Annotated in this window: 11 protein-coding genes and 1 pseudogene; 3 read left to right on the top strand and 9 right to left on the bottom strand. The window is 71.7% G+C overall.

All coding sequences use genetic code 11. The annotated features are described in order from the left end of the window. The coding region (locus tag ACFY01_RS39600; RefSeq protein ID WP_390740635.1) for a maltotransferase domain-containing protein at positions 1–418 on the bottom strand (418 nt) is incomplete at its 3' end. A gap of 268 nt (positions 419–686) precedes the next feature. Between ACFY01_RS39600 and ACFY01_RS39595 the strand changes: the two genes are divergently transcribed. Together ACFY01_RS39595 and ACFY01_RS39590 are read left to right on the top strand one after the other, a co-directional pair. Next, entirely contained in the window at positions 687–3,305 is a 2,619-nt protein-coding gene (locus tag ACFY01_RS39595) for a glycosyltransferase family 1 protein (protein ID WP_390740634.1), read from the top strand. A 1,031-nt stretch (positions 3,306–4,336) separates the two neighbouring features. Further along, positions 4,337–4,816 (top strand): SitI3 family protein, encoded by a 480-nt coding sequence (locus tag ACFY01_RS39590; RefSeq protein ID WP_390740633.1) that lies wholly within the window; start codon positions 4,337–4,339, stop codon positions 4,814–4,816. 105 nt (positions 4,817–4,921) lie between these two features. Here the strand turns inward: ACFY01_RS39590 and ACFY01_RS39585 are convergent, their stop codons facing one another. From ACFY01_RS39585 to ACFY01_RS39555, 7 genes are all read right to left on the bottom strand, one after another. Then, the gene (locus tag ACFY01_RS39585; RefSeq protein ID WP_390740632.1) at positions 4,922–5,437 is read right to left on the bottom strand and encodes a DUF1990 domain-containing protein; all 516 of its coding nucleotides are present in this window, start codon (positions 5,435–5,437) and stop codon (positions 4,922–4,924) included. Positions 5,438–5,508: 71 nt separating this feature from the next. Further along, entirely contained in the window at positions 5,509–7,164 is a 1,656-nt protein-coding gene (locus tag ACFY01_RS39580) for a M4 family metallopeptidase (RefSeq protein ID WP_390740631.1), read from the bottom strand. Between the two features lie 249 nt (positions 7,165–7,413). Then, a complete protein-coding gene (locus ACFY01_RS39575; protein WP_390740630.1) occupies positions 7,414–9,456 on the bottom strand; it encodes a M4 family metallopeptidase in 2,043 nt (680 codons plus the stop codon). Positions 9,457–9,641: 185 nt separating this feature from the next. Further along, positions 9,642–11,399, bottom strand: a complete 1,758-nt coding sequence (locus ACFY01_RS39570; protein ID WP_390740629.1) for an ABC transporter ATP-binding protein — start codon at positions 11,397–11,399, stop codon at positions 9,642–9,644. Further along, positions 11,396–13,138, bottom strand: a complete 1,743-nt coding sequence (locus ACFY01_RS39565) for an ABC transporter ATP-binding protein (RefSeq protein ID WP_390740628.1) — start codon at positions 13,136–13,138, stop codon at positions 11,396–11,398. The genes ACFY01_RS39570 and ACFY01_RS39565 overlap by 4 nt, the downstream gene beginning before the upstream one ends. Positions 13,139–13,176: 38 nt before the next feature. Further along, a complete protein-coding gene (locus ACFY01_RS39560; protein WP_390740627.1) occupies positions 13,177–15,042 on the bottom strand; it encodes an ABC transporter ATP-binding protein in 1,866 nt (621 codons plus the stop codon). After that, a complete protein-coding gene (locus ACFY01_RS39555) occupies positions 15,039–16,838 on the bottom strand; it encodes an ABC transporter ATP-binding protein (RefSeq protein WP_390740626.1) in 1,800 nt (599 codons plus the stop codon). Before ACFY01_RS39555 ends, ACFY01_RS39560 begins: the two co-directional genes overlap by 4 nt. Positions 16,839–17,041: 203 nt before the next feature. Here ACFY01_RS39555 and ACFY01_RS39550 point away from each other — a divergent pair. Next, positions 17,042–17,119: pseudogene (locus ACFY01_RS39550) on the top strand (DNA-binding response regulator); the annotation flags it as partial. 22 nt (positions 17,120–17,141) lie between these two features. On the opposite strand, the gene glgX reads toward ACFY01_RS39550, so the two are convergent. Beyond that, on the bottom strand, positions 17,142–19,370 hold the full coding sequence (gene glgX / locus ACFY01_RS39545; RefSeq protein ID WP_390740625.1) for a glycogen debranching protein GlgX: 2,229 nt from the start codon (positions 19,368–19,370) through the stop codon (positions 17,142–17,144). Between the last annotated feature and the right edge of the window lie 53 nt (positions 19,371–19,423).

Here is a 19,423-nt window from a genome sequence, read left to right as displayed (position 1 = left end):
CCTCGGCGCCCCACCGGTCGGTGCCCGGGGCGAGTTCACGCATCGGCGTCCAGGGCCCCGGGCGGCCCTCGGGGTCCCGCAGGACCACGTTCGCGGCCACGGCGTCGTGCCCCTCGCGGAACACGGTCGCGGAGATCTCGAACGTTTCTCCAGTCACCGCCTTGGCGGGCCTGTGGCCGCGCTGGACCACGGGACGGACGTCGAGCACGGGGATACGGCCGACGACGGTACCCCCGGCGGGCTCCTGTGGGGAGAACTCCTGTGGGGAGGACTCCTGTGGGGAGGCCGGTGGGGCACCGGCCGGAACCCCGGCGTCAGCACCGGCCGGAGCCCTCGGCTTGGTGCTCTTCTTGCCAGCTGTCCTGCTGGTCGGCTTGCCGTTTGTCGGGGGTGGTGACGAGTGGTGCGTGGCGGGCATGACCGCTCCTGTCCGCGTCAACGAGGGTGTGGGCGGATGACTGTGGGGAGGTGGGTCCTGCGGGTCTACCTGTGATGCGCCTGGGGAGCGTACCGGAGGAGCCTTCCCACCCTATTCAGGTACGCAATCCGGCACTTTGTTAACTACTCACGCGTATGTCTACACACAAGTCCGGCCTCGAAGACACGGGTACCCCCGGTACCGTCGAAGTCGACGACGAGACGCACAACGAAGTGTGTCTCACACGCACTGCGTCCGAGGTGGAAGTGTGAAGGCGATCCGTCGGTTCACCGTCCGTCCCGTGCTCCCCGAACCCCTCCGGCCGCTCAGCGACCTGGCGCGCAACCTGCGCTGGTCCTGGCACGCGGAGACGCGCGACCTGTTCCAGTCCATCGACCCCGAACGCTGGGCCGTCTCCGGGGGCGACCCGGTCCGGCTCCTCGGCGGTGTGCGCCCCGGCCGCCTGGCCGAACTCGCCGAGGACCGCCGCTTCCTGCGCCGCCTGGCCGCGACCGCGGACGATCTGGGCGACTACATGACCGGCGACCGCTGGTACCAGACGCAGCCCCCGGGCCTGCCGGCCGCCGTCGCCTACTTCTCCCCGGAGTTCGGCATCACGGCCGCCCTGCCCCAGTACTCCGGCGGCCTCGGCATCCTGGCCGGCGACCACCTGAAGGCGGCCAGCGACCTGGGCGTACCCCTGATCGGTGTCGGACTCCTCTACCGGCACGGCTACTTCCGGCAGAGCCTGTCCCGGGACGGCTGGCAGCAGGAGCACTACCCGGTCCTCGACCCGCACGAGCTGCCGCTCGCCCTGCTCGACGAGGCCGACGGCACCCCCGCCCAGGTCTCCCTCGCCCTGCCCGGCGGCAAGCGGCTGCACGCCCGGATCTGGCTGGCCCAGGTCGGCCGGGTGCCGCTGCTGATGCTCGACTCCGACGTCGAGGACAACGACCACGGCGAACGCGGCGTCACCGACCGGCTGTACGGCGGCGGCAGCGAGCACCGGCTGCTCCAGGAGATGCTGCTCGGCATAGGGGGAGTGCGGGCGGTGCGCACGTACTGCCGGCTCACCGGCCACCCCGAGCCCGAGGTCTTCCACACCAACGAGGGCCACGCCGGCTTCCTCGGCCTGGAACGCATCGCCGAACTCCGCGACCAGGGCCTGGACTTCGACGCCGGCCTGGAAGCGGTCCGGTCGGGCACCGTCTTCACCACCCACACCCCCGTCCCGGCCGGCATCGACCGCTTCGACCGTGAGCTGGTCGCCCGGCACTTCGGCCCCGACGCGGAGCTGCCCCGCATGGACGTCGAGCGGATCCTGCGGCTCGGCATGGAGACCTACCCGGGCGGGGAGCCGAACCTGTTCAACATGGCCGTGATGGGGCTGCGCCTGGCCCAGCGCGCCAACGGGGTGTCGTTGCTGCACGGCCAGGTCAGCCGGGAGATGTTCGCCGGACTTTGGCCGGGATTCGACCCCGAGGAGGTGCCGATCACCTCCGTGACCAACGGGGTGCACGCCCCGACCTGGGTCGCCCCCGAGGTCCTCCGGCTGGGGGCCCGCCGGCTCGGGGCCCAGCGCACCGAGGACGCGCTCACCGTCGACGGCACCGAGCGCTGGGACGCGGTCGCGGGCATCGCGGACCAGGACATCTGGGAGCTGCGGCGCACCCTGCGCGAGCAACTGGTGGTGGAGGTACGGGAGCGGCTGCGGGCCTCCTGGCGCCAGCGCGGCGCGGGCACGGCCGAACTCGGCTGGATCGACGGCGTCCTCGACCCCGACGTCCTGACCATCGGCTTCGCCCGCCGGGTCCCGTCCTACAAGCGCCTCACCCTCATGCTCCGCGACCGCGACCGCCTGATGGAACTGCTGCTGCACCCGGAGCACCCGGTGCAGATCGTGGTCGCGGGGAAGGCCCACCCGGCGGACGACGGCGGCAAGCGCCTGGTCCAGGAACTGGTCCGCTTCACCGACGACCCGCGCGTCCGCCACCGCATCGTCTTCCTGCCCGACTACGGCATGGCGATGGCGCAGAAGCTCTACCCGGGCTGCGACATCTGGCTGAACAACCCCCTGCGCCCACTGGAGGCCTGCGGCACCTCCGGCATGAAGGCGGCCCTCAACGGCTGCCTCAACCTCTCGGTCCTCGACGGCTGGTGGGACGAGTGGTTCCAGCCCGACTTCGGCTGGGCCATCCCCACGGCGGACGGCGCGGGCACCGACCCCGACCGCCGCGACGACATAGAGGCCGCCGCCCTCTACGACCTCCTCGAACAACGGGTGACCCCCCGCTTCTACGAACGCGGCCGGTCCGGTCTCCCCGACCGCTGGATCGAGATGGTCCGCCAGACCCTGACCCTGCTCGGCCCGAAGGTGCTGGCCGGCCGCATGGTCCGCGAGTACGTGGAGCGCCTCTACACCCCGGCCGCGCAGGCGAGCCGTGCCCTCACCCCGTCCGCGGCGGAGGAACTGGCCGCCTGGAAGGCCCGGGTGCGTACCGCGTGGCACGGCGTGACCGTCGACCACGTCGAGACGACGGCCACCACGGCCACCGCCGAACTCGGCACCACCCTCGCCCTGCGCGTCCGCGTCGGCCTCGGCGACCTCTCGCCCGACGACGTGGAGGTCCAGGTGGTCTCCGGCCGCGTCGACTCCGAGGACCGCATCACGGACGCCGGCCTGATCGCCCTGAAGGCGGCGGGCGGCCAGGACACGGACGGCCGCTGGCTCTACGAGGGCCCCCTCTCCCTCGACCGCACCGGGCCGTACGGCTACACGGTCCGGGTCCTGCCGACCCACCGACTCCTCGCCTCCGGAGCGGAGTTGGGGCTGGTGGCGGTGCCTTCGGAGGAGGGGGTTGAGGGGGCGGGGGTGCTGCTTCGGTGACGCGCTGACGCGCTGACGCGCACGCAAGCCGGTCCGAGTTCCCCCTGTTGATGCGTGCATGCCTGTCTGGGATGCACACCGGCAGGGGTGGATGTGGATCGGGAGACCGGTGGGGCGGTTGCCTTTGTCCGTTGCGTGCCTCCTGCATCTTCCGCCGTGACATCAAAGGCAAACGCCCGACAAATCCGTGCCCTTACTCTGTTCACCCGCTCCGGCACGACTGGGGACGCGCGGGTGTCGAAAGTGGAGGACAAGAACGGCAACGCCACCACCATCGCCTACTCCGGTGACTTCCCCGCCAAGATCACAGCCGCGTCGGGACGGACCCTGACCGTCAAACTCCGGCTCCGGCTACGACGGCGCCGGCAACGAAACCTCCGCCGCGAGCCCCACCGGAACCCGCACCACCGAGAACTGGACCCCCTTCACCCAGCTCGCCGCGTACACCCAGTCCGGCGCCACCACGAACCAGACCTACGCCGGCGTGGACAACACCCAGCGCCTGACCCGCGACAGCGCCACCCTCACCAACGCCGCGGTCGGCCTCACCGGGCAGAGCGCCTCCGGCACGGCCACCGGTTCTACATCAAGGGCGACCCAGCCGACTGCGTTGACGCAGTCGCCGACACAGGGATCAGCGTCTTCGCGGACAAGTGTCGCCGACCAAGGAAGCGGCCTATGAAGACTCCGCGAGCTGCATCCGAACCTTCGGTCTGCCTCCAAGGAGGGAGTTCCAGTGCACACGTCCTGCGAAACTATGTTGGCGCATAAGGGACTTGACGGTGTGCCGACCTGGTTGTCGTTCGGAATGGTCATCCTGGCCTTCGTCATCTTCGGAGTCACACAGGCACGCAAAAAGGAAGTAGAACCTGAGGTTCTTCAGTGTGCGGTGCCTGCAAAGGGTGTCCCCCATCGGCCGTGGCAGAGGCCGCCGCCACGATGACCACCGCGTCGACGGTGGAACGCCGACGTACACAGCGTGGAGACCCGTGCGGCCTCATGACCACCCGCCCCGTGCCAGACTCGGGCGCGTGGCGATCGATTACGACCTTGACTGTGCGACGCGGTCGACGGTGGACGAGGTCGCGGGTCGTCTGCTTGCCATCGGCAGGGGTGTTGGCGTGTTCGACGGGTCGGTCACCCGCGACGGGCTGATGGAGGGGACAGGCACCCGGCTGGACACCTGGGTTCGTGTGCTCAGGCACGGGCCGTGTCATCCGTGGCATCCCGTCGTCGCGGGGCTCGGCTTCACCCCGACGGTCACCGTGGCGTTCCGGATGGCCAAGGGGGTGGAGGTGAGCGAGCAACAGGACGATATGTTGCGGCTGGTCATGCCCCTGCTGGCCCAGGTCGACGGGGACGCCGTGATGCACTTCCAGTTCGAGGAGGTCTGGCTGCTGCGCCGCAACGGTCAGCTGACGTTGAACGAACAGGACGTCCTCTGGCGCCCTCAGCGGCTGGCCCTGGTGCCCGGCCCCTACCGCAGGCAGACCCACATCATGGACGACTGACCATGAATGACTGACCGCGGACGGAAAGCCGCCGACGGTGGATGGCCCCCACAGGAGACCCGAGCCCCTCGGCCGACTGGAAACGGGTGGTGCGTGGGTGGGAGGTCAGTCCTCCGCCGCCACCAGCCGCCGCAGCGCCACCCCGCACCGCCGCGCGTACGCGTGCTGCAACCCCCGCGTAGCCGCCCCGCCCGCCCGCGCGTACCACTTCGCCGCCCGGCTGTACGCCGCCACCGTCAGCCAGACCGTGCCGTCCCCCGTGCGGTCGACGATGAAGGCCTCCTCGCCGCACTCCGGGTGGCCGGGGAGGGTGCCGTAGGCCCAGCCGGCGCGGCGGTGTTCCTCGACCGTCCAGATGATGCGGCAGGGGGCCTTTATGACGCCGGCAAGGGTTACCGTGACGTCCACGTCAGGGGCGGCGCGGTCGGCCGTGGCGTCGAGGCCGACGCCTATCGCGCGGTGCATCTCCCAGGTGAGGACCGCCTCGGCGGCGCGGCGGAACACCGGCTCGCCCTCGCCTATGCGCGTGCGCACGTGGAGCGGGTGGAAGCCGGGCGGGCAGGCGGAGAGGTCCTCGCGGGTCGCGCCGACCGGCTCGTAGGTGAAGGACGCCGAAGACATGGGACCCAAGAGTAGGGCGGCCCCCGGGAGCGAGTTCGTCCCGGGGGCCGCCACTGTCAATTGGTTAGGCGTCAGCTGACGTTGACCGCCGACCAGGCCGCGGCCACAGCGTTGTACTCGGTGCTGCCGGAGCCGTAGAGCGCGGCGGCCGCCGAGAGGGTGCCGGTGCGCGCCGACTTGTAGTTGGTCGTCGACGTGAAGTACGTCGTCAGCGCCTTGTACCAGATCTGGAGCGCCTTGGCGCGGCCGATGCCGGTGACCGTGGAGCCGTTGGACGTCGGGGAGTTGTACGCGACCCCGTTGATCGTCTTCGCGCCGCTGCCCTCCGAGAGGAGGTAGAAGAAGTGGTTCGCGACGCCGGACGAGTAGTGCACGTCCTTGTTGCCGACGGAGGAGGACCAGTAGTCCGCCGAGCCGCCGTCCTTGCTGGGCTTGTCCATGTAGCGCAGCGGGGAGCCGTCGCCGTTGATGTCGATCTTCTCGCCGATGAGGTAGTCACCGACGTCGGAGGAGTTGTTGGCGTAGAACTCGACGCCCGTGCCGAAGATGTCGGAGGTCGCCTCGTTCAGGCCGCCGGACTCGCCCGAGTAGTTCAGGCCGGCGGTGTTGGCGGTGACGCCGTGGCTCATCTCGTGGCCGGCCACGTCCAGCGAGGTGAGCGGGTGGGTGTTGCCGTCACCGTCGCCGTAGGTCATGCAGAAGCAGCTGTCGTCCCAGAACGCGTTGACGTACGAGCTGCCGTAGTGCACGCGGGAGTAGGCGCCGACACCGTTGTTCTTGATGCCGCTGCGGCCGAAGGTGGACTTGTAGAAGTCCCAGGTCTCCTGCGCGCCGTAGGCGGCGTCGGCGGCCGCCGTCACGTCGGTGGAGGAGCTGGAGGCGGCGCCGGTGCCCCACGTGTTGGTGGTGTTGGTGAACAGCGTCCCGGTGCCGGAGCTGGTGCCGTGCTTCAGGTTGTACGTCTTGTGGCTGCCGCGCGAGGCGTCGGTCAGCGAGTACGTCGAGCCCGACAGCGAGGTGGTGAGGCTGACGGTGCCCGAGTACAGGGTCTTGCCGGTACCGGTCGCGTTCTCGATGCCCTGGTACTCGAAGAGCTTCTTGCCCGTGGCGGCGTCGGTGATGACGTGCAGCTGGTTCGGGGTGCCGTCGTCCTGGAAGCCGCCGACGACCGTCTCGTAGGCGAGGACGGGCTTGCCGGAGCCGGCCCAGATCACCTTGCGCGCGCCGTCGGCCGCGGTCTTGGCGGAGCCGAGGGTCTTGGCGGCGGTCAGCGCCTGCTTCTCCGCCTTGGACGCGGTGATCTGCGGCTTGAGCGAGGCCACCTTGATGGCCGACTTCACGGCCTTGGTGACGCCCTCGGTCTTGCCCGCCTTCGAGGTGTGGACGACCAGGTCGCCGCCGAGCACCGGCAGGCCCGCGTAGGTGCGCTCGTAGCGGGTGTGGACGGTGCCGTCGACGTCCTTGACGACGTCCTTGACGACCAGCTTCTCCTTGGCGCCGAGGCCTATGTGCTGGGCGGTCTCGGTGGCGCCGGCCTGCGCCTTCTGGATCAGGGTGGTGCGGGCGGCCGCGGACAGCGAGGTCGGGGCGGCGGCCAGGGTCTTGGCGGCGCCGGCCGGCTGGGCGGAGGCGCTGGTGGTCAGACCGGTGGTGAGGAGGGCTCCGGCCGCGACAGCGGTGGCGATGGCCAGAGTGGTGCGCTTGTGACGCGCGTAGAGGGGGCTCACTCAAGCTCCTTCTCGTGGGGGAGTCCGGGTCAGCGTGGGGTTACTGACCGGAGTGTGGCGTTGTGAAGTTGCTGTGTTGTGCGGCGGGTGAAGGAAGAGTGACACCAGGGCCGCGTACATGTCATGACCCTGAAGTGATGTTGGCTGAAAACCAGTTGTTCGGTGAATGTTGCGCCCATGTGAACGGGCGCCGCCCGGGGGAGTCGAACCTCCCGGACGGCGCCCTGCGCGTGGTGCCCTGGGCTGGGTCTACGGGAAGGTCAGCTTCCAGCTGTTGATCGTCCCGACGTCCTGTGCGGCCTGGTCCTGGACCTTCAACTTCCAAGTGCCATTGGCCGATTCGGAGGATGCGTTCACCGTGTAGGTGGCGTTCACGTTGTCCGCCGAGTCCGAGGAACTGAAGTTCTTCAGGCGGTACGAGGTGCCCGACGGGCCGACCAGATCGATCACCAGGTCACCGCGCCAGGTGTGGCTGATGTCGACCGTCACCTGGAGGTTGCTTGGCGCGTTTCCGCTCCTGCCCGAGACGGTGATGTTCGAGGTGACCGCGGGCCCGTTGTCCGGGATCGACACGGGTGTGGTGTTCTCGTACGAGGTGCCGCCACCACCACCGCCACCCGAGCGCGAGCCGACCGCGATGGCCGCCCAGGCGTCCTGCACCGCCTTGTACTCGGTGCTCGTGGTGCCGTACAGCTCACCGGCCGCCGCGAGGGTGCCGGTGCGGGCGCTCGCGTAGTTGGTGGTGGAGGTGAACTTGGTGGTCAGCGCCCGGTACCAGATCTGGAGCGCCTTGTCCCGGCCGATGCCGGTGACCGGAAGTCCGTCCGCCGTGGGCGAGTTGTAACTGACGCCGTTGATGACCTTGGCGCCGCTGCCCTCGCTCAGCAGGTAGAAGAAGTGGTTCGCGGGGCCCGAGGAGTAGTGCACGTCGAGGCCGCCGAGACCCGAGTACCAGCTGTCCTTGGACGCGCCGTCCTTACTCGGCTTGTCCATGTAGCGCAGCGGGGTGCCGTCGCCGTTGATGTCGATCTTCTCGCCGACGAGGTAGTCACCGACGTCGGCGGAGTTGTTCGCGTAGAACTCCACGCCCGCGCCGAAGATGTCGGAGGTCGCCTCGTTCAGGCCGCCGGACTCGCCGCTGTAGTTCAGACCCGCGGTGTTGGACGTGACGCCGTGGCTCATCTCGTGGCCGGCGACGTCGAGCGCGGTCAGCGGGTCGGCGTTGCCGGAGCCGTCGCCGTAGGTCATGCAGAAGCAGCCGTCGTCCCAGAAGGCGTTGACGTACGAGTTGCCGTAGTGGACCCGGGAGTAGGCGCCGACGCCGTTGTTCTTGATGCCGTTGCGGCCGAAGGTGGACTTGTAGAAGTCCCAGGTCTCCGCGGCGCCGTAGTGCGCGTCGGCGCCCGCCGTGGCGGCGTTCGACGTGGTGCCGTTGCCCCAGGTGTCGCTGGTCTGGGAGAACAGCGTGCCGGTGCCGGAGCTGCCGTGGTTGAGGTTGTACGTCTTGTGGCCGCCGCGCGCCCCGTCGGTGAGGGTGTAGTTCGAGCCCGACTGGGTGGTGGTCAGCGTGACCTGGCCGCTGTACTGGGTGTTGCCGATGCCGGTCTCGATGCCCTGGTACTCGTAGAGCTTCTTGCCGGTGGCGGCGTCGGTGATGACGTGCAGCTGGTTCGGGGTGCCGTCGTCCTGGAAGCCGCCGACGACCGTCTCGTAGGCCAGGACGGGCTTGCCGCTCGCCGCCCAGATCACCTTGCGGGGGGCGTTGGCGGCGGCCGGCTTGACGGCGCCGAGGGCCTTGGCGCGCTGGACGGCCTGCTTCTCGGCGCTCGTGGCGCTCACGGCCGGGGTGAGGCCGGCGACCTTGAGGGTGGCGTTCGTCGCCTTGACGACGGACTCGGTGGCACCGGACTTCGCGGTCTCGACGACGAGGTCGCCGCCGAGGACGGGCAGGCCGGCGTAGGTGCGCTCGTAGCGGGTGTGGAGCGTGCCGTCGCCGTCCTTGACGACGTCCTTGACGACCAGCTTCTCCTTGGCGCCGAGGCCTATCGACCGGGCCGTGTCGGCCTTGGCGGCACTGGCGTCGCGGAGCAGCTCGGCCCGCTGGGAGGGGGTGAGCCTGACCGCCGCGTGGGACGAGTTCGCCTTGCCCGAGGTGGACTTGGCCGGGGTGGCACTGGCGGCGCCGGACTGGACGGCCGCGGCGATCAGTGCGGTGACGCCGGCGAGGGCGACGGCGGCGGTGCGACGGGGGGTGATGTGGGAGGTGCGTCTGCGCGAGGAATTGCTTCTCAACACGGACTCCTTCTGCGTGGCCGCGGGTCACGCGACCAGGGGAGATCACAGCGGTGAAACTGTGGGGTTGCTGTGAAGCGACAGTGGGAAGGGTGGCAGCGGCGCGCGTGTCTGTCAGGAGCGCGTCAGGAATTTGGCCGGAATCGGTTCGTTGACCGGATATTCGCGTTCGATATACGAACTGTTCACTTCTGTCCCCCGTGCCACGTGCGCCACAGCGCCGCGTACGCGCCGCCGGCCGCCACCAGCTCCTCGTGCGTACCGAGTTCGGTGAGGCGGCCGTCCTCCATCACCGCCACCCGGTCGGCGTCGTGCGCGGTGTGCAGACGGTGCGCGATGGCGATGACCGTACGGTCCTTGAGCACCGCGGCCAGGGCGCGCTCGGTGTGCCGGGCGGTGGCCGGATCCAGCAGGGCGGTGGCCTCGTCCAGGATCAGTGTGTGCGGGTCGGCCAGGACCACCCGGGCGAGCGCGAGCTGCTGGGCCTGCGAGCCGTCCGTGGCGTGACCGCCCGCGCCCAGGCGGGTGTCCAGGCCGTCCGGCAGCTCACGCACCCAGACGTCGGCGCCGACCGCGGTGAGCGCGGACCACAACTGCTCGTCGACCGCGGCAGGTTCGGCGATGAGCAGGTTCTGACGGACCGTGCCGAGGAAGACATGGTGCTCCTGGGTGACCAGCACGACCTGGCGGCGCAGCCGTTCCGGCTCCAGCGCGGCGACCGGCACCCCGCCCACCGTCACCGTGCCCGAGCCCGGCGCGTCGACACCCGCGAGCAGCCTGCTCAGCGTCGTCTTGCCAGCACCGGACGGACCGACCACCGCCAGCCGCTCCCCGGGCCGCACGGTCAGGTCGACCCCGCGCAGCACCTCGCCGCCGCGCTCGTACGCGTACCGCACCGCGCGCACGTCGATCCGGTCGTCCGCCGGTTCCGGGCAGGCGCCCTCCGCCTCCGTACGGGGAGCCCGCGCCAGCCCCTCCACCCGGGCGAACGAGGCGCCGCTGGACTGGAGTTGCTCCACCCGCATGAGGATCTGGTCCAGCGGCTCCGTGAACTGCCGCAGGTACAGCGCGGCCGCCACCACCGCGCCGACCCCCACCATGCCGCGCTCGTGCAGCCACCCGCCGATCAGCAGCACGCCCGCCACCGGGACGGTGTACGTCACCTCGACCGCCGGGAAGAACACGGTCCGCAGGCGGAGCGTGTAGAAGCGGGTGCGGCGGGACTTCTCCAGGGCGTCCCGGCTCGCCGCGATCCGCCGCTTCCGCAGCCGGAACGCCTCGACGGTCCGGGCTCCGGCCGCGGTCGACGCCACGATCTCGGCGACCTCGGAGGTGGCCGCCCCCTCGGCGAGATAGCCGTCCCGGGCCCGGCGCAGGTACCAGCGCAGCGCCAGCCAGATCGGGGTCAGGCCGAGCACCCCGAACAGGCCCAGCAACGGGTCGAGGGCGAACACCGCGCCGAGCACGAACAGCGCCTGCGCGGTGCACACCAGCAACTCCGGGCCGACGTCCCGCAGCGTGCTGCCGACGGTCGCCACATCGGCGGTGCCGCGCGCGGTCAGGTCACCGGTACCGGCCCGCTCCACCGTCGACGCGGGCAGCCCCAGCACCCGGTCGACGTACTCCTCACGCACCCGGGCCAGCGTCCGCTCACCGAACCGGTGCCCCACGTACCGCGCCCAGCGGGCCAGCAGCAGCTGGGCCAGCGAGCAGAGCAGGATCCACAGCGCCAGCCGGTCCACCGCTCCGGCTCCGTGTCCCGCCCGCACCTCGTCGACGATCCGCCCGACCAGCCACGGCCCGGCGAGCCCCGCCACGGCCGCCAGCGCGTTGAGTACCAGCGTGGCGGCGAACGCCCGCCCGTCGGCCCGCACCAGCCGCACGGTCGCCCGCCGCACCCCCGCCCGGTCCGCGACCGGCAGCAGTCCCTCACCCGTCGTCACCGTACGGCCTCCTCGGCGGTCTCCCCGGCAATCTCCGGGGCGGTCTCCTCGACGTCCCGGGCCACCAGCGCCCGGTACGCCGGCTCCTGGTCGAGCAGCCGCCGGTGCGGCCCGCTCGCCACCACCTTGCCGTCGACCAGGAACAGCACCTCGTCCACCCGGTCCAGCACCAGCGGCGAGGTGCTCGTCACGACCGTCGTACGGCCCTCCCGCGCCTCCCGCAGCCGCTCGGCGACGGTGGCCTCCGTGTGCGCGTCCAGTGCCGAGGTCGGCTCGACGGCGAGCAGCACCTCCGGGTCGGCCAGCAGCGCCCGCACCAGCCGGATCCGCTGCCGCTGCCCGCCGGAGAGGCTGCGGCCCTGCCCGGCGACGGCCGAGTCCACCCCGTCCGGCAGCCCGCGTACGACGTCCTCGGCGGCGGCCGCGTACACCGCCCGGCGCAGCGCGGCCCCGTCGGTCGTGCGCTCGGCGGCGACGACCTCCCGCAGCGGCCCGGCGAACAGGTCCGCCTCGTTGTCGGCGACCAGGATCCGGGCCCGGACCTCGGCCAGCGGGACGGCGTCGAGCGGTGTCCCGCCCCAGGTGACGCCGGTGGGGCCGTACCGGCCCAGGCGGTCGACGACGGCGGCGGCCTCGGCGGGCCGGGCGGCGACCAGCGCGACGAACCGGCCCGGCGCCACCCGTACCCCGGACGCCGGGTCGTGCAGCTCCGCGGGACCGTCCGGCGCGGGCCGTGTGCCCTCGTCCGGCTCCGGCTCCAGCCGCAGCAGCCGTACGACCCGGCGGGCGGCCACCACGGCCCGGTTCAGCTCGTAGGCCATCTGCACGAAGAACGCCACCGGACCGATCAGCACCGCCACATAGCCGTACACGGCCACCAACTCGCCGATGGTCAGCTCACCCTGCGCCGCCAGCCGGGCCGCGAGCCAGGTCACCACCGCCAGGAACAGCGTGGGCAGGCCCACCCCGAGGGCCTGCACCCAGCTGGCCACGGCGCCCACCCGGTAGCCCTGCGCGCGCAGCCGCTGCGAGTCCTTCCGGAAGGCGTCCGCGAACAGCCCCTTGCCGCCGAGGCCGTTGAGCACCCGCAGCCCGCCCGCGAGGTCGCCGATGCGCGCCGCCAGCACGCCCTGACGCTCCCGGTACTCGCTCTCCGCACCCTGGAGCCGCAGCGTCAGCGGCCCGGTGAGCAGCGCGATCACCGGCACCCCGAGCAGCACCACCGCGGCCAGCGGCGCCGAGATCGACAGCAGTAGCCCGGCCACCACCAGGTAGACCACGATCGAGCCCGCCCCGGGCCCCACCACGGTCAGCGCCTGCGCGATCGTCTGCACGTCCCCCACACCGATCGTCACGATCTCCCCGGCCCCGGCCCGGCGCGGCAGCGCGGCCCCCAGCCGGACCGCGTGCCCCACGACGACCTTGACCGTGCGGAAGTTGGCGTCCATCCGCACCCGTGTCATCGTCCGGTGCCGCATGATGCTCAGCCAGGCGTTGAACGCCCCGACCACGAACAGCACCACCGTCCACCGGGCGAGCGCGCCCATGTCGCCCGGCACCAGCCCGTCGTCGATCGCCCGGGACATCAGATAGGGCGCCGCGGCCATCAGCGTCATCCAGACGCTGCCGAGCAGCGCCCCGGCGAGCGACCGGCCGGGCTGGCACCGCACCAGCCACCACAGGTACCACCAGCCGCCACGACAGTCGGGCGTCCCCGGATCCTCGTAGGCGTCGATCATCCGTCCCCCGTTCTCTCGGCCCCGTACTCAGGGCCCCGTTACGCCAGGCTGTCCCGCCACGCCCGGTGCAGATCCGCGAACCTGCCCGTGCCCGCGATCAGTTCGGCCGGTTCGCCGTCCTCGACGATCCGGCCGTGCTCCATGACCAGTACCCGGTCGGCGATCTCCACCGTGGACAGCCGGTGCGCGATCACCACCGCGGTACGGCCCCTGAGCACCGTCGACATGGCGCGCTGCACCGCCCGTTCGCCCGGGACGTCCAGCGAGCTGGTCGCCTCGTCCAGGATCAGCACCGCCGGGTCGGCGAGCAACGCGCGTGCGAACGCCACCAGTTGGCGCTGCCCGGCGGAGATGCGCCCGCCCCGCTTGCGGACGTCGGTGTCGTACCCGTCGGGCAGGGCGCTGATGAACTCGTGCGCGCCGATCGCCTTGGCCGCCCGCTCGATCTCCTCCCGGGTCGCGTCCGGCCGCCCGATGGCGATGTTCTCGGCGACCGTGCCGGAGAACAGGAACGCCTCCTGCGTCACCATGACCACCCCGCGCCGCAGTTCGCGAGCGGACAGCTCGCGCAGGTCCACGCCGTCCAGCAGGACCCGCCCGTCGGTGGGGTCGTAGAACCGGGCCAGCAGCTTCGCCAGCGTCGACTTGCCCGCGCCGGTCGAGCCGACCACCGCGACCGTCTGCCCGGCGGGGATGGTCAGGCCGAAGCGGGGCAGCACCTCGCCGCCGGTGCGGTAGGCGAAGCGGACGCCGTCGAAGACGACCTCGCGGCCGGGGTGCTCGCCCTCGACGACCGGGAGGTCCCTGGGCTGCGACGGCTCCGGCACGGACGGCGTCTGCGCCAGCAGGCCCGCGATCTTCTCCAGGGAGGCCGCCGCCGACTGGTAGGAGTTCAGGAACATGCCGAGGCGGTCGATGGGGTCGTACAGCCGGCGCAGGTACAGCACCGCCGCCGCCAGCACGCCCAGCGCCAGCGAACCGGAAGCGACCCGGTAGGCGCCCCACAGCACGATTCCCGCGACGGCCGTGTTGGCCACCAGCCGGGAGCCGACCACATAGCGGGCCATCTCCAGCAGGGCGTCGCCGTTGGTCCGCTCGTGCCGCCGGTTCAGCACCCGGAACTCGGCGTCGTTGACGTCCTCCCGGCGGAAGGCACGGACCGGCCGGATGCCGTTCATCGTCTCCACGAACTTCACGATCACCGCCGCGATCGCCGTGGACCGGACCCGGTACACCCGCCCCGCGCGCCGCTGGTAGAGCCGGATCAGCAGGTACAGCGGTACGAAGGAGGCCACCGCGACCGCGCCCAGGCCCAGGTCCAGCCAGAGCAGCATCGCCGCGATGTACACGAAGGACAGGACGACCGTGACGAGTTCCTGGAGGCCCTCGCTGAGCAGCTCCCGCAGCGACTCGACGTCCGTCGTGGACCGTGAGATGAGCCGCCCGGAGGTGTACCGCTCGTGGAAGTCGATGCTGAGCGCCTGCGCGTGCCGGAAGATACGGCCGCGCAGATCCAGCAGCACGTCCTGGTTGACCCGGGCGGAGGCCTCGATGAACGCGAACTGGAGCCCCCCGGAGACCAGCGCGCACAGCAGGTAGCCGACACCCACCGCGATCAGCGGCCCGTGGTCGCCGTGGTCGCGCAGCGCCGGTACGGCCCGGTCGAGGGCGTACGCCACCAGCAGCGGCCCGGCCTGCACCGCCGCCTGCTGGAGCAGCAGCAACAGCGTGGTGCCCGCCACCCGGGCCCGCATCGGGGCGAGCAGCGACCGCAGCAGGGCGGCCGTGGCACCGGGCGGGGTGGGCAGTACGTCGCGGTCGAAGGGGTCGTCGGCGGCGGGCGGGCGGGGGAGTTCCTCCTCCTCGTCGGGTGCGGGGGCCGACGTGGTGGGGGCGGCGGTCATCGTCCGTCCTCCTCTTCCCTGGGTTCGCCGGGCTCCGTGCCGGACATCAGGTGGGCGTACTCGGGGTTGGAGCGCAGGAGTTCCTGGTGGGTGCCGACGGCGGCGATACGGCCGCCCGAGAGCAGGGCGACCCGGTCGGCGAGCAGCACGGTGGAGGGGCGGTGGGCCACGATCAGCGCGGTGGTGTCGGCGAGGACCCGGCGCAGCGCGGCCTCCACGGCGGCCTCGGTGTGCACGTCGAGGGCGGACAGCGGGTCGTCCAGGACCAGGAACCGGGGACCGCCGACCACGGCCCGGGCCAGCGCGAGGCGTTGCCGCTGGCCGCCGGACAGGCTCAGGCCCTGCTCGCCGACCTGGGTGTCGGTGCCCTGCGGCAGGGCGTGCGCGAACTCGGCCTGGGCGACGGCGAGCGCCCGCTCCAGCTCCGGGGCACCGGCGTCGTCACCCGCTCCCATGAGAACGTTGTCGCCGACGCTCGCCGAGAACAGCGTGGGTTCCTCGAAGGCGACGGCGACCTGGGAGCGCAGCCGGGCGCGGGACATCGCGGTGATGTCCACGCCGTCCAGCGTGATCCGGCCGGACGTGACCTCGTGCAGCCGGGGGATCAGCGCGGTGAGGGTGGTCTTGCCGCTGCCGGTCGCTCCGACCAGGGCCATCGACTCGCCGGGGCGGATGTGCAGGTCGATGCGGTCCAGGACGGGCGGGGAGCCGGGCGGGGCGTCGGGGTAGCGGAAGCGGACGTCGTGGAACCGGATGCCCTCGTCCCCGGCGGCCGGCGCGGACCCGTCGGCGCCCTCGGACTCCGGTTCCTCGTCCAGCACCTCGAAGTACCGCTGCGTGGCCGTCGCCGCCTCCTGGCTCATCGCCAGCAGGAAGCCGATCGAGTCCACGGGCCAGCGCAGGGCGAGAGCCGTCGACAGGAACGCCACCAGCGTCCCCGCCGACAGCTGACCGTCCGCCACCCGTACGGCCCCCCACACCAGCGTCACCCCGATGGCCAGCTCCGGCAGGGTGACGATCACTCCCCAGATGGCCGCCAGCAGCCGGGCCTTGCGCAGCTCCGTCCCGCGCAGCGTGCCCGACAGCTCCCGGAACACCCGCGCCTGGCTGCGGTGCCGTCCGAAGCCCTTGATGATCCGGATCCCGAGGACGCTCTCCTCCACGACCGTCGTGAGGTCCCCGACCTGGTCCTGGGCGCGCCGCGCCACCTGCGCGTACCGCCGTTCGAAGACGAAGCAGGTGACCATCACGGGCACGGCCGGGCCCAGGATCACCAGTCCCAGCACCCAGTCCTGCATCAGCATGATCACCACGCCGACGAGGATCGTCACCGAGTTGACCAGCAGGAAGGTCAGCGGGAAGGCCAGGAACTGGCGCAGCAGCATCAGGTCGGTGGTGGCCCGCGACAGCAGCTGGCCGGAGGCCCAGCGGTCGTGGAAGGCCACCGGCAGCCGTTGCAGATGCCGGTACAGCCCCGCTCGCAGCTCCGCCTCGATGTGCGACAACGGCCGCGCCACCAGCCACCGCCGCAGCCCGAACAGCAGCGCCTCCGCGAGCCCGAGCAGCAGCAGGTACAGCGCGCCCAGCCACACCCCCCGCGGATCCCGGTCGGCCACCGGCCCGTCCACCATCCACTTCAGGACGAGCGGGATCACCAGCCCCGTACAGGAGGCGACGACCGCGACGAACGCGGCGGCGGACCACCGTGCCCGCGCGGGCCGTACGTACGGCCACAGGCGCAGGAGAACACGGACGGCGGAACGGTCTTGGGCGGTGGTTGCACGTGTCGTGGGCATCACCGCGAGCCTACGGACCGGCACTGACGACGCCCACCGAGTTTCGGCCGGGGGGAGGTCGTCCGTTAGTCCTACGACCTGCGCGTTCGGTGGGTCGTACCGTCGCATCAACCGATCGGATGATGCGGGCTCGAGCGTGACGGCCGATGCGGTCCGGTGCCCAGTGCGTGGACCCGCGCGCCCGCCGGGACACCTGGCATCGCCACCTGTACGCCAAACTCGGCGTCAACGACCGGGCGGCGGCGGTCGCGGCGGCCTACGACCGGGGCATCCTGGGCTAGTACCGCAGAGGCCGGCGCCCGCTCAGCCGGCCACCCTCAGCAGCAGCACCGCCCGCCCCGGCACCGTGATCTCCGTGCCCGCCTCGTGCACCACCGCCGGGGCCTCGCCCTGCTCCTCGCGCGAGGTGTCGACGACCACCTCGTACCGCTCCGCCCACGGCGGGCCGGGCAGCACGAAGGGGGTGGGGGCGTCGCCCGCGTGGAGGACGGCGAGGAAGCTGTCGTCGAGGACCGGAAGGCCCCGCTCGTCCCGGCCGGGTATGTCGCGTCCGGAGAGGTACATGGCGAGGGTGGCGGCGGGCGCGTACCAGTCGCCCTCGGTCATCTCCGTGCCCCGGGAGGTGAACCAGGCCAGGTCCCGCAGGCCGTCCGCCGACTGGGAGCTGCCGGAGAAGAAGGCGCGGCGGCGCAGCACCGGATGGCGGTGGCGCAGGGCGATCAGACGGGAGGTCAGATCGAACAGGGGGCTCCAGTCGGGGTCGGCCAGGAGGGACCAGTCGAGCCAGCTGATCTCGTTGTCCTGGCAGTAGGCGTTGTTGCTGCCGCCCTGGGTGCGGCCCAGTTCGTCGCCCGCCACCAGCATGGGGACCCCGGTGGAGAGCAGGAGGGTGGTCAGCAGGTTCCGCAGCTGGCGGCGGCGCAGGGCCCGTACGCCCTCGTCGTCCGTGTCGCCCTCCGCCCCGCAGTTCCAGGCACGGTTGTCGTTCGAGCCGTCCCGGTTGCCCTCGCCGTTCGCCTCGTTGTGCTTGCGCTCGTAGGACACCAGGTCGCGCAGGGTGAAACCGTCGTGCGCGGTGATGAAGTTGACGGAGGCGTAGGGACGCCGGCCGCCCCAGGCGTACAGGTCACTGGAGCCCGACAGACGGTAGCCGAGGTCGCGTACGTCGGGCAGGGCGCCGCGCCAGTAGTCGCGGACGGCGTCGCGGTAGCGGTCGTTCCACTCCGTCCACAGCGGGGGGAAGGCCCCCACCTGGTAGCCGCCCGAGCCGATGTCCCACGGTTCGGCTATCAGCTTCACCCGGCGCAGCACCGGGTCCTGGGAGATCACGGCGAGGAACGGGGAGAGCATGTCGACGTCGTGCATGGAGCGGGCCAGCGCGGCGGCCAGGTCGAAGCGGAAGCCGTCCACGCCCATCTCCGTCACCCAGTAGCGCAGGGAGTCGGTGATCAGGCGCAGCACCTGGGGCTGGACGACGTGCAGGGTGTTGCCGCAGCCCGTGTAGTCGGCGTAGCGGCGGGCGTCGTCCTGGAGGCGGTAGTAGCCGCGGTTGTCTATGCCCTTGAGCGAGAGCGTGGGGCCCAGCTCGCCCGCCTCGGCCGTGTGGTTGTAGACCACGTCGAGGATGACCTCGATGCCGGCCGCGTGCAGCGCCCGGACCATGCGTTTGAACTCGCCGACCTGCTGGCCCGTCGTACCGGAGGCCGCGTAGGCGGCGTGCGGGGCGAAGTAGCCGATGGAGTTGTAGCCCCAGTAGTTCCTCAGGCCGCGGCGCAGCAGGTGGTCCTCGTGCGCGAACTGGTGGACGGGCAGCAGCTCGACGGCCGTGACGCCCAGCTTCACCAGGTGCTCGATCGCGGCGGGGTGGGCCAGACCGGCGTACGTGCCGCGCAGTTCCTCCGGTATGCCGGGGTGCAGCTTGGTGAAGCCGCGTACGTGCAGCTCGTAGATGACCGAGTCCGCCCACGGGGTCTTGGGGCGGCGGTCGTCGGCCCAGTCCTCGTCGTCGTGCACCACGACGCCCTTCGGGACGTGCGGCGCCGAGTCCCGGTCGTCGCGCACGGTGTCCGCGACATGCTGCTCCGGCCAGTCCCGTACGTGCCCGTACACCTCCGCCGGCAGAGTGAACTCCCCGTCCACCGCACGCGCGTACGGGTCGAGGAGCAGCTTCGCCGGGTTCCAGCGGGCGCCGATCCACGGGTCCCAGCGGCCGTCCACCCGGTAGCCGTACCGCTGACCGGGCATCACGCCGGGGACGAAACCGTGCCAGATCTCGTGCGTCAGTTCGGTCAGGCGAACGCGCGTCTCCCGCCCGCCCTCGTCGAACAGGCACAGCTGGACCGCCTCCGCACCGGCCGCCCACAGCGCGAAGTTGGTGCCGGCCACACCGTCCGGACCGACCCGGAAGCGCGCGCCCAGCGGGGTGGGCGCGCCCGGCCAGACCGGCACGGTGGGCGGCGCGGCGCGCCGGCTGCCGTTCACCACTGCGGCGCGCTGTTCCGCCACTACCTGCTGCTCGGCCGAGCTGGTCACGGGTCAGCCTCCTGCGGCTCGTGGAACGACGTGGAAACGGGCACGCGGGGTCC

Origin of the sequence: Streptomyces sp. NPDC001480 (assembly GCF_042894725.1) — a bacterium.
GTDB lineage: Bacteria > Actinomycetota > Actinomycetes > Streptomycetales > Streptomycetaceae > Streptomyces.
This window is presented reverse-complemented; position numbering and strand designations above follow the sequence as displayed.

Coding starts and splice junctions, on each gene's coding strand:
- ACFY01_RS39585 (WP_390740632.1), bottom strand. CDS start 5,437: ATGTCTTCGGCGTCCTTCACCTACGAGCCGGTCGGCGCGACCCGCGAG.
- ACFY01_RS39560 (WP_390740627.1), bottom strand. CDS start 15,042: ATGACCGCCGCCCCCACCACGTCGGCCCCCGCACCCGACGAGGAGGAG.
- ACFY01_RS39555 (WP_390740626.1), bottom strand. CDS start 16,838: ATGCCCACGACACGTGCAACCACCGCCCAAGACCGTTCCGCCGTCCGT.
- ACFY01_RS39565 (WP_390740628.1), bottom strand. CDS start 13,138: ATGATCGACGCCTACGAGGATCCGGGGACGCCCGACTGTCGTGGCGGC.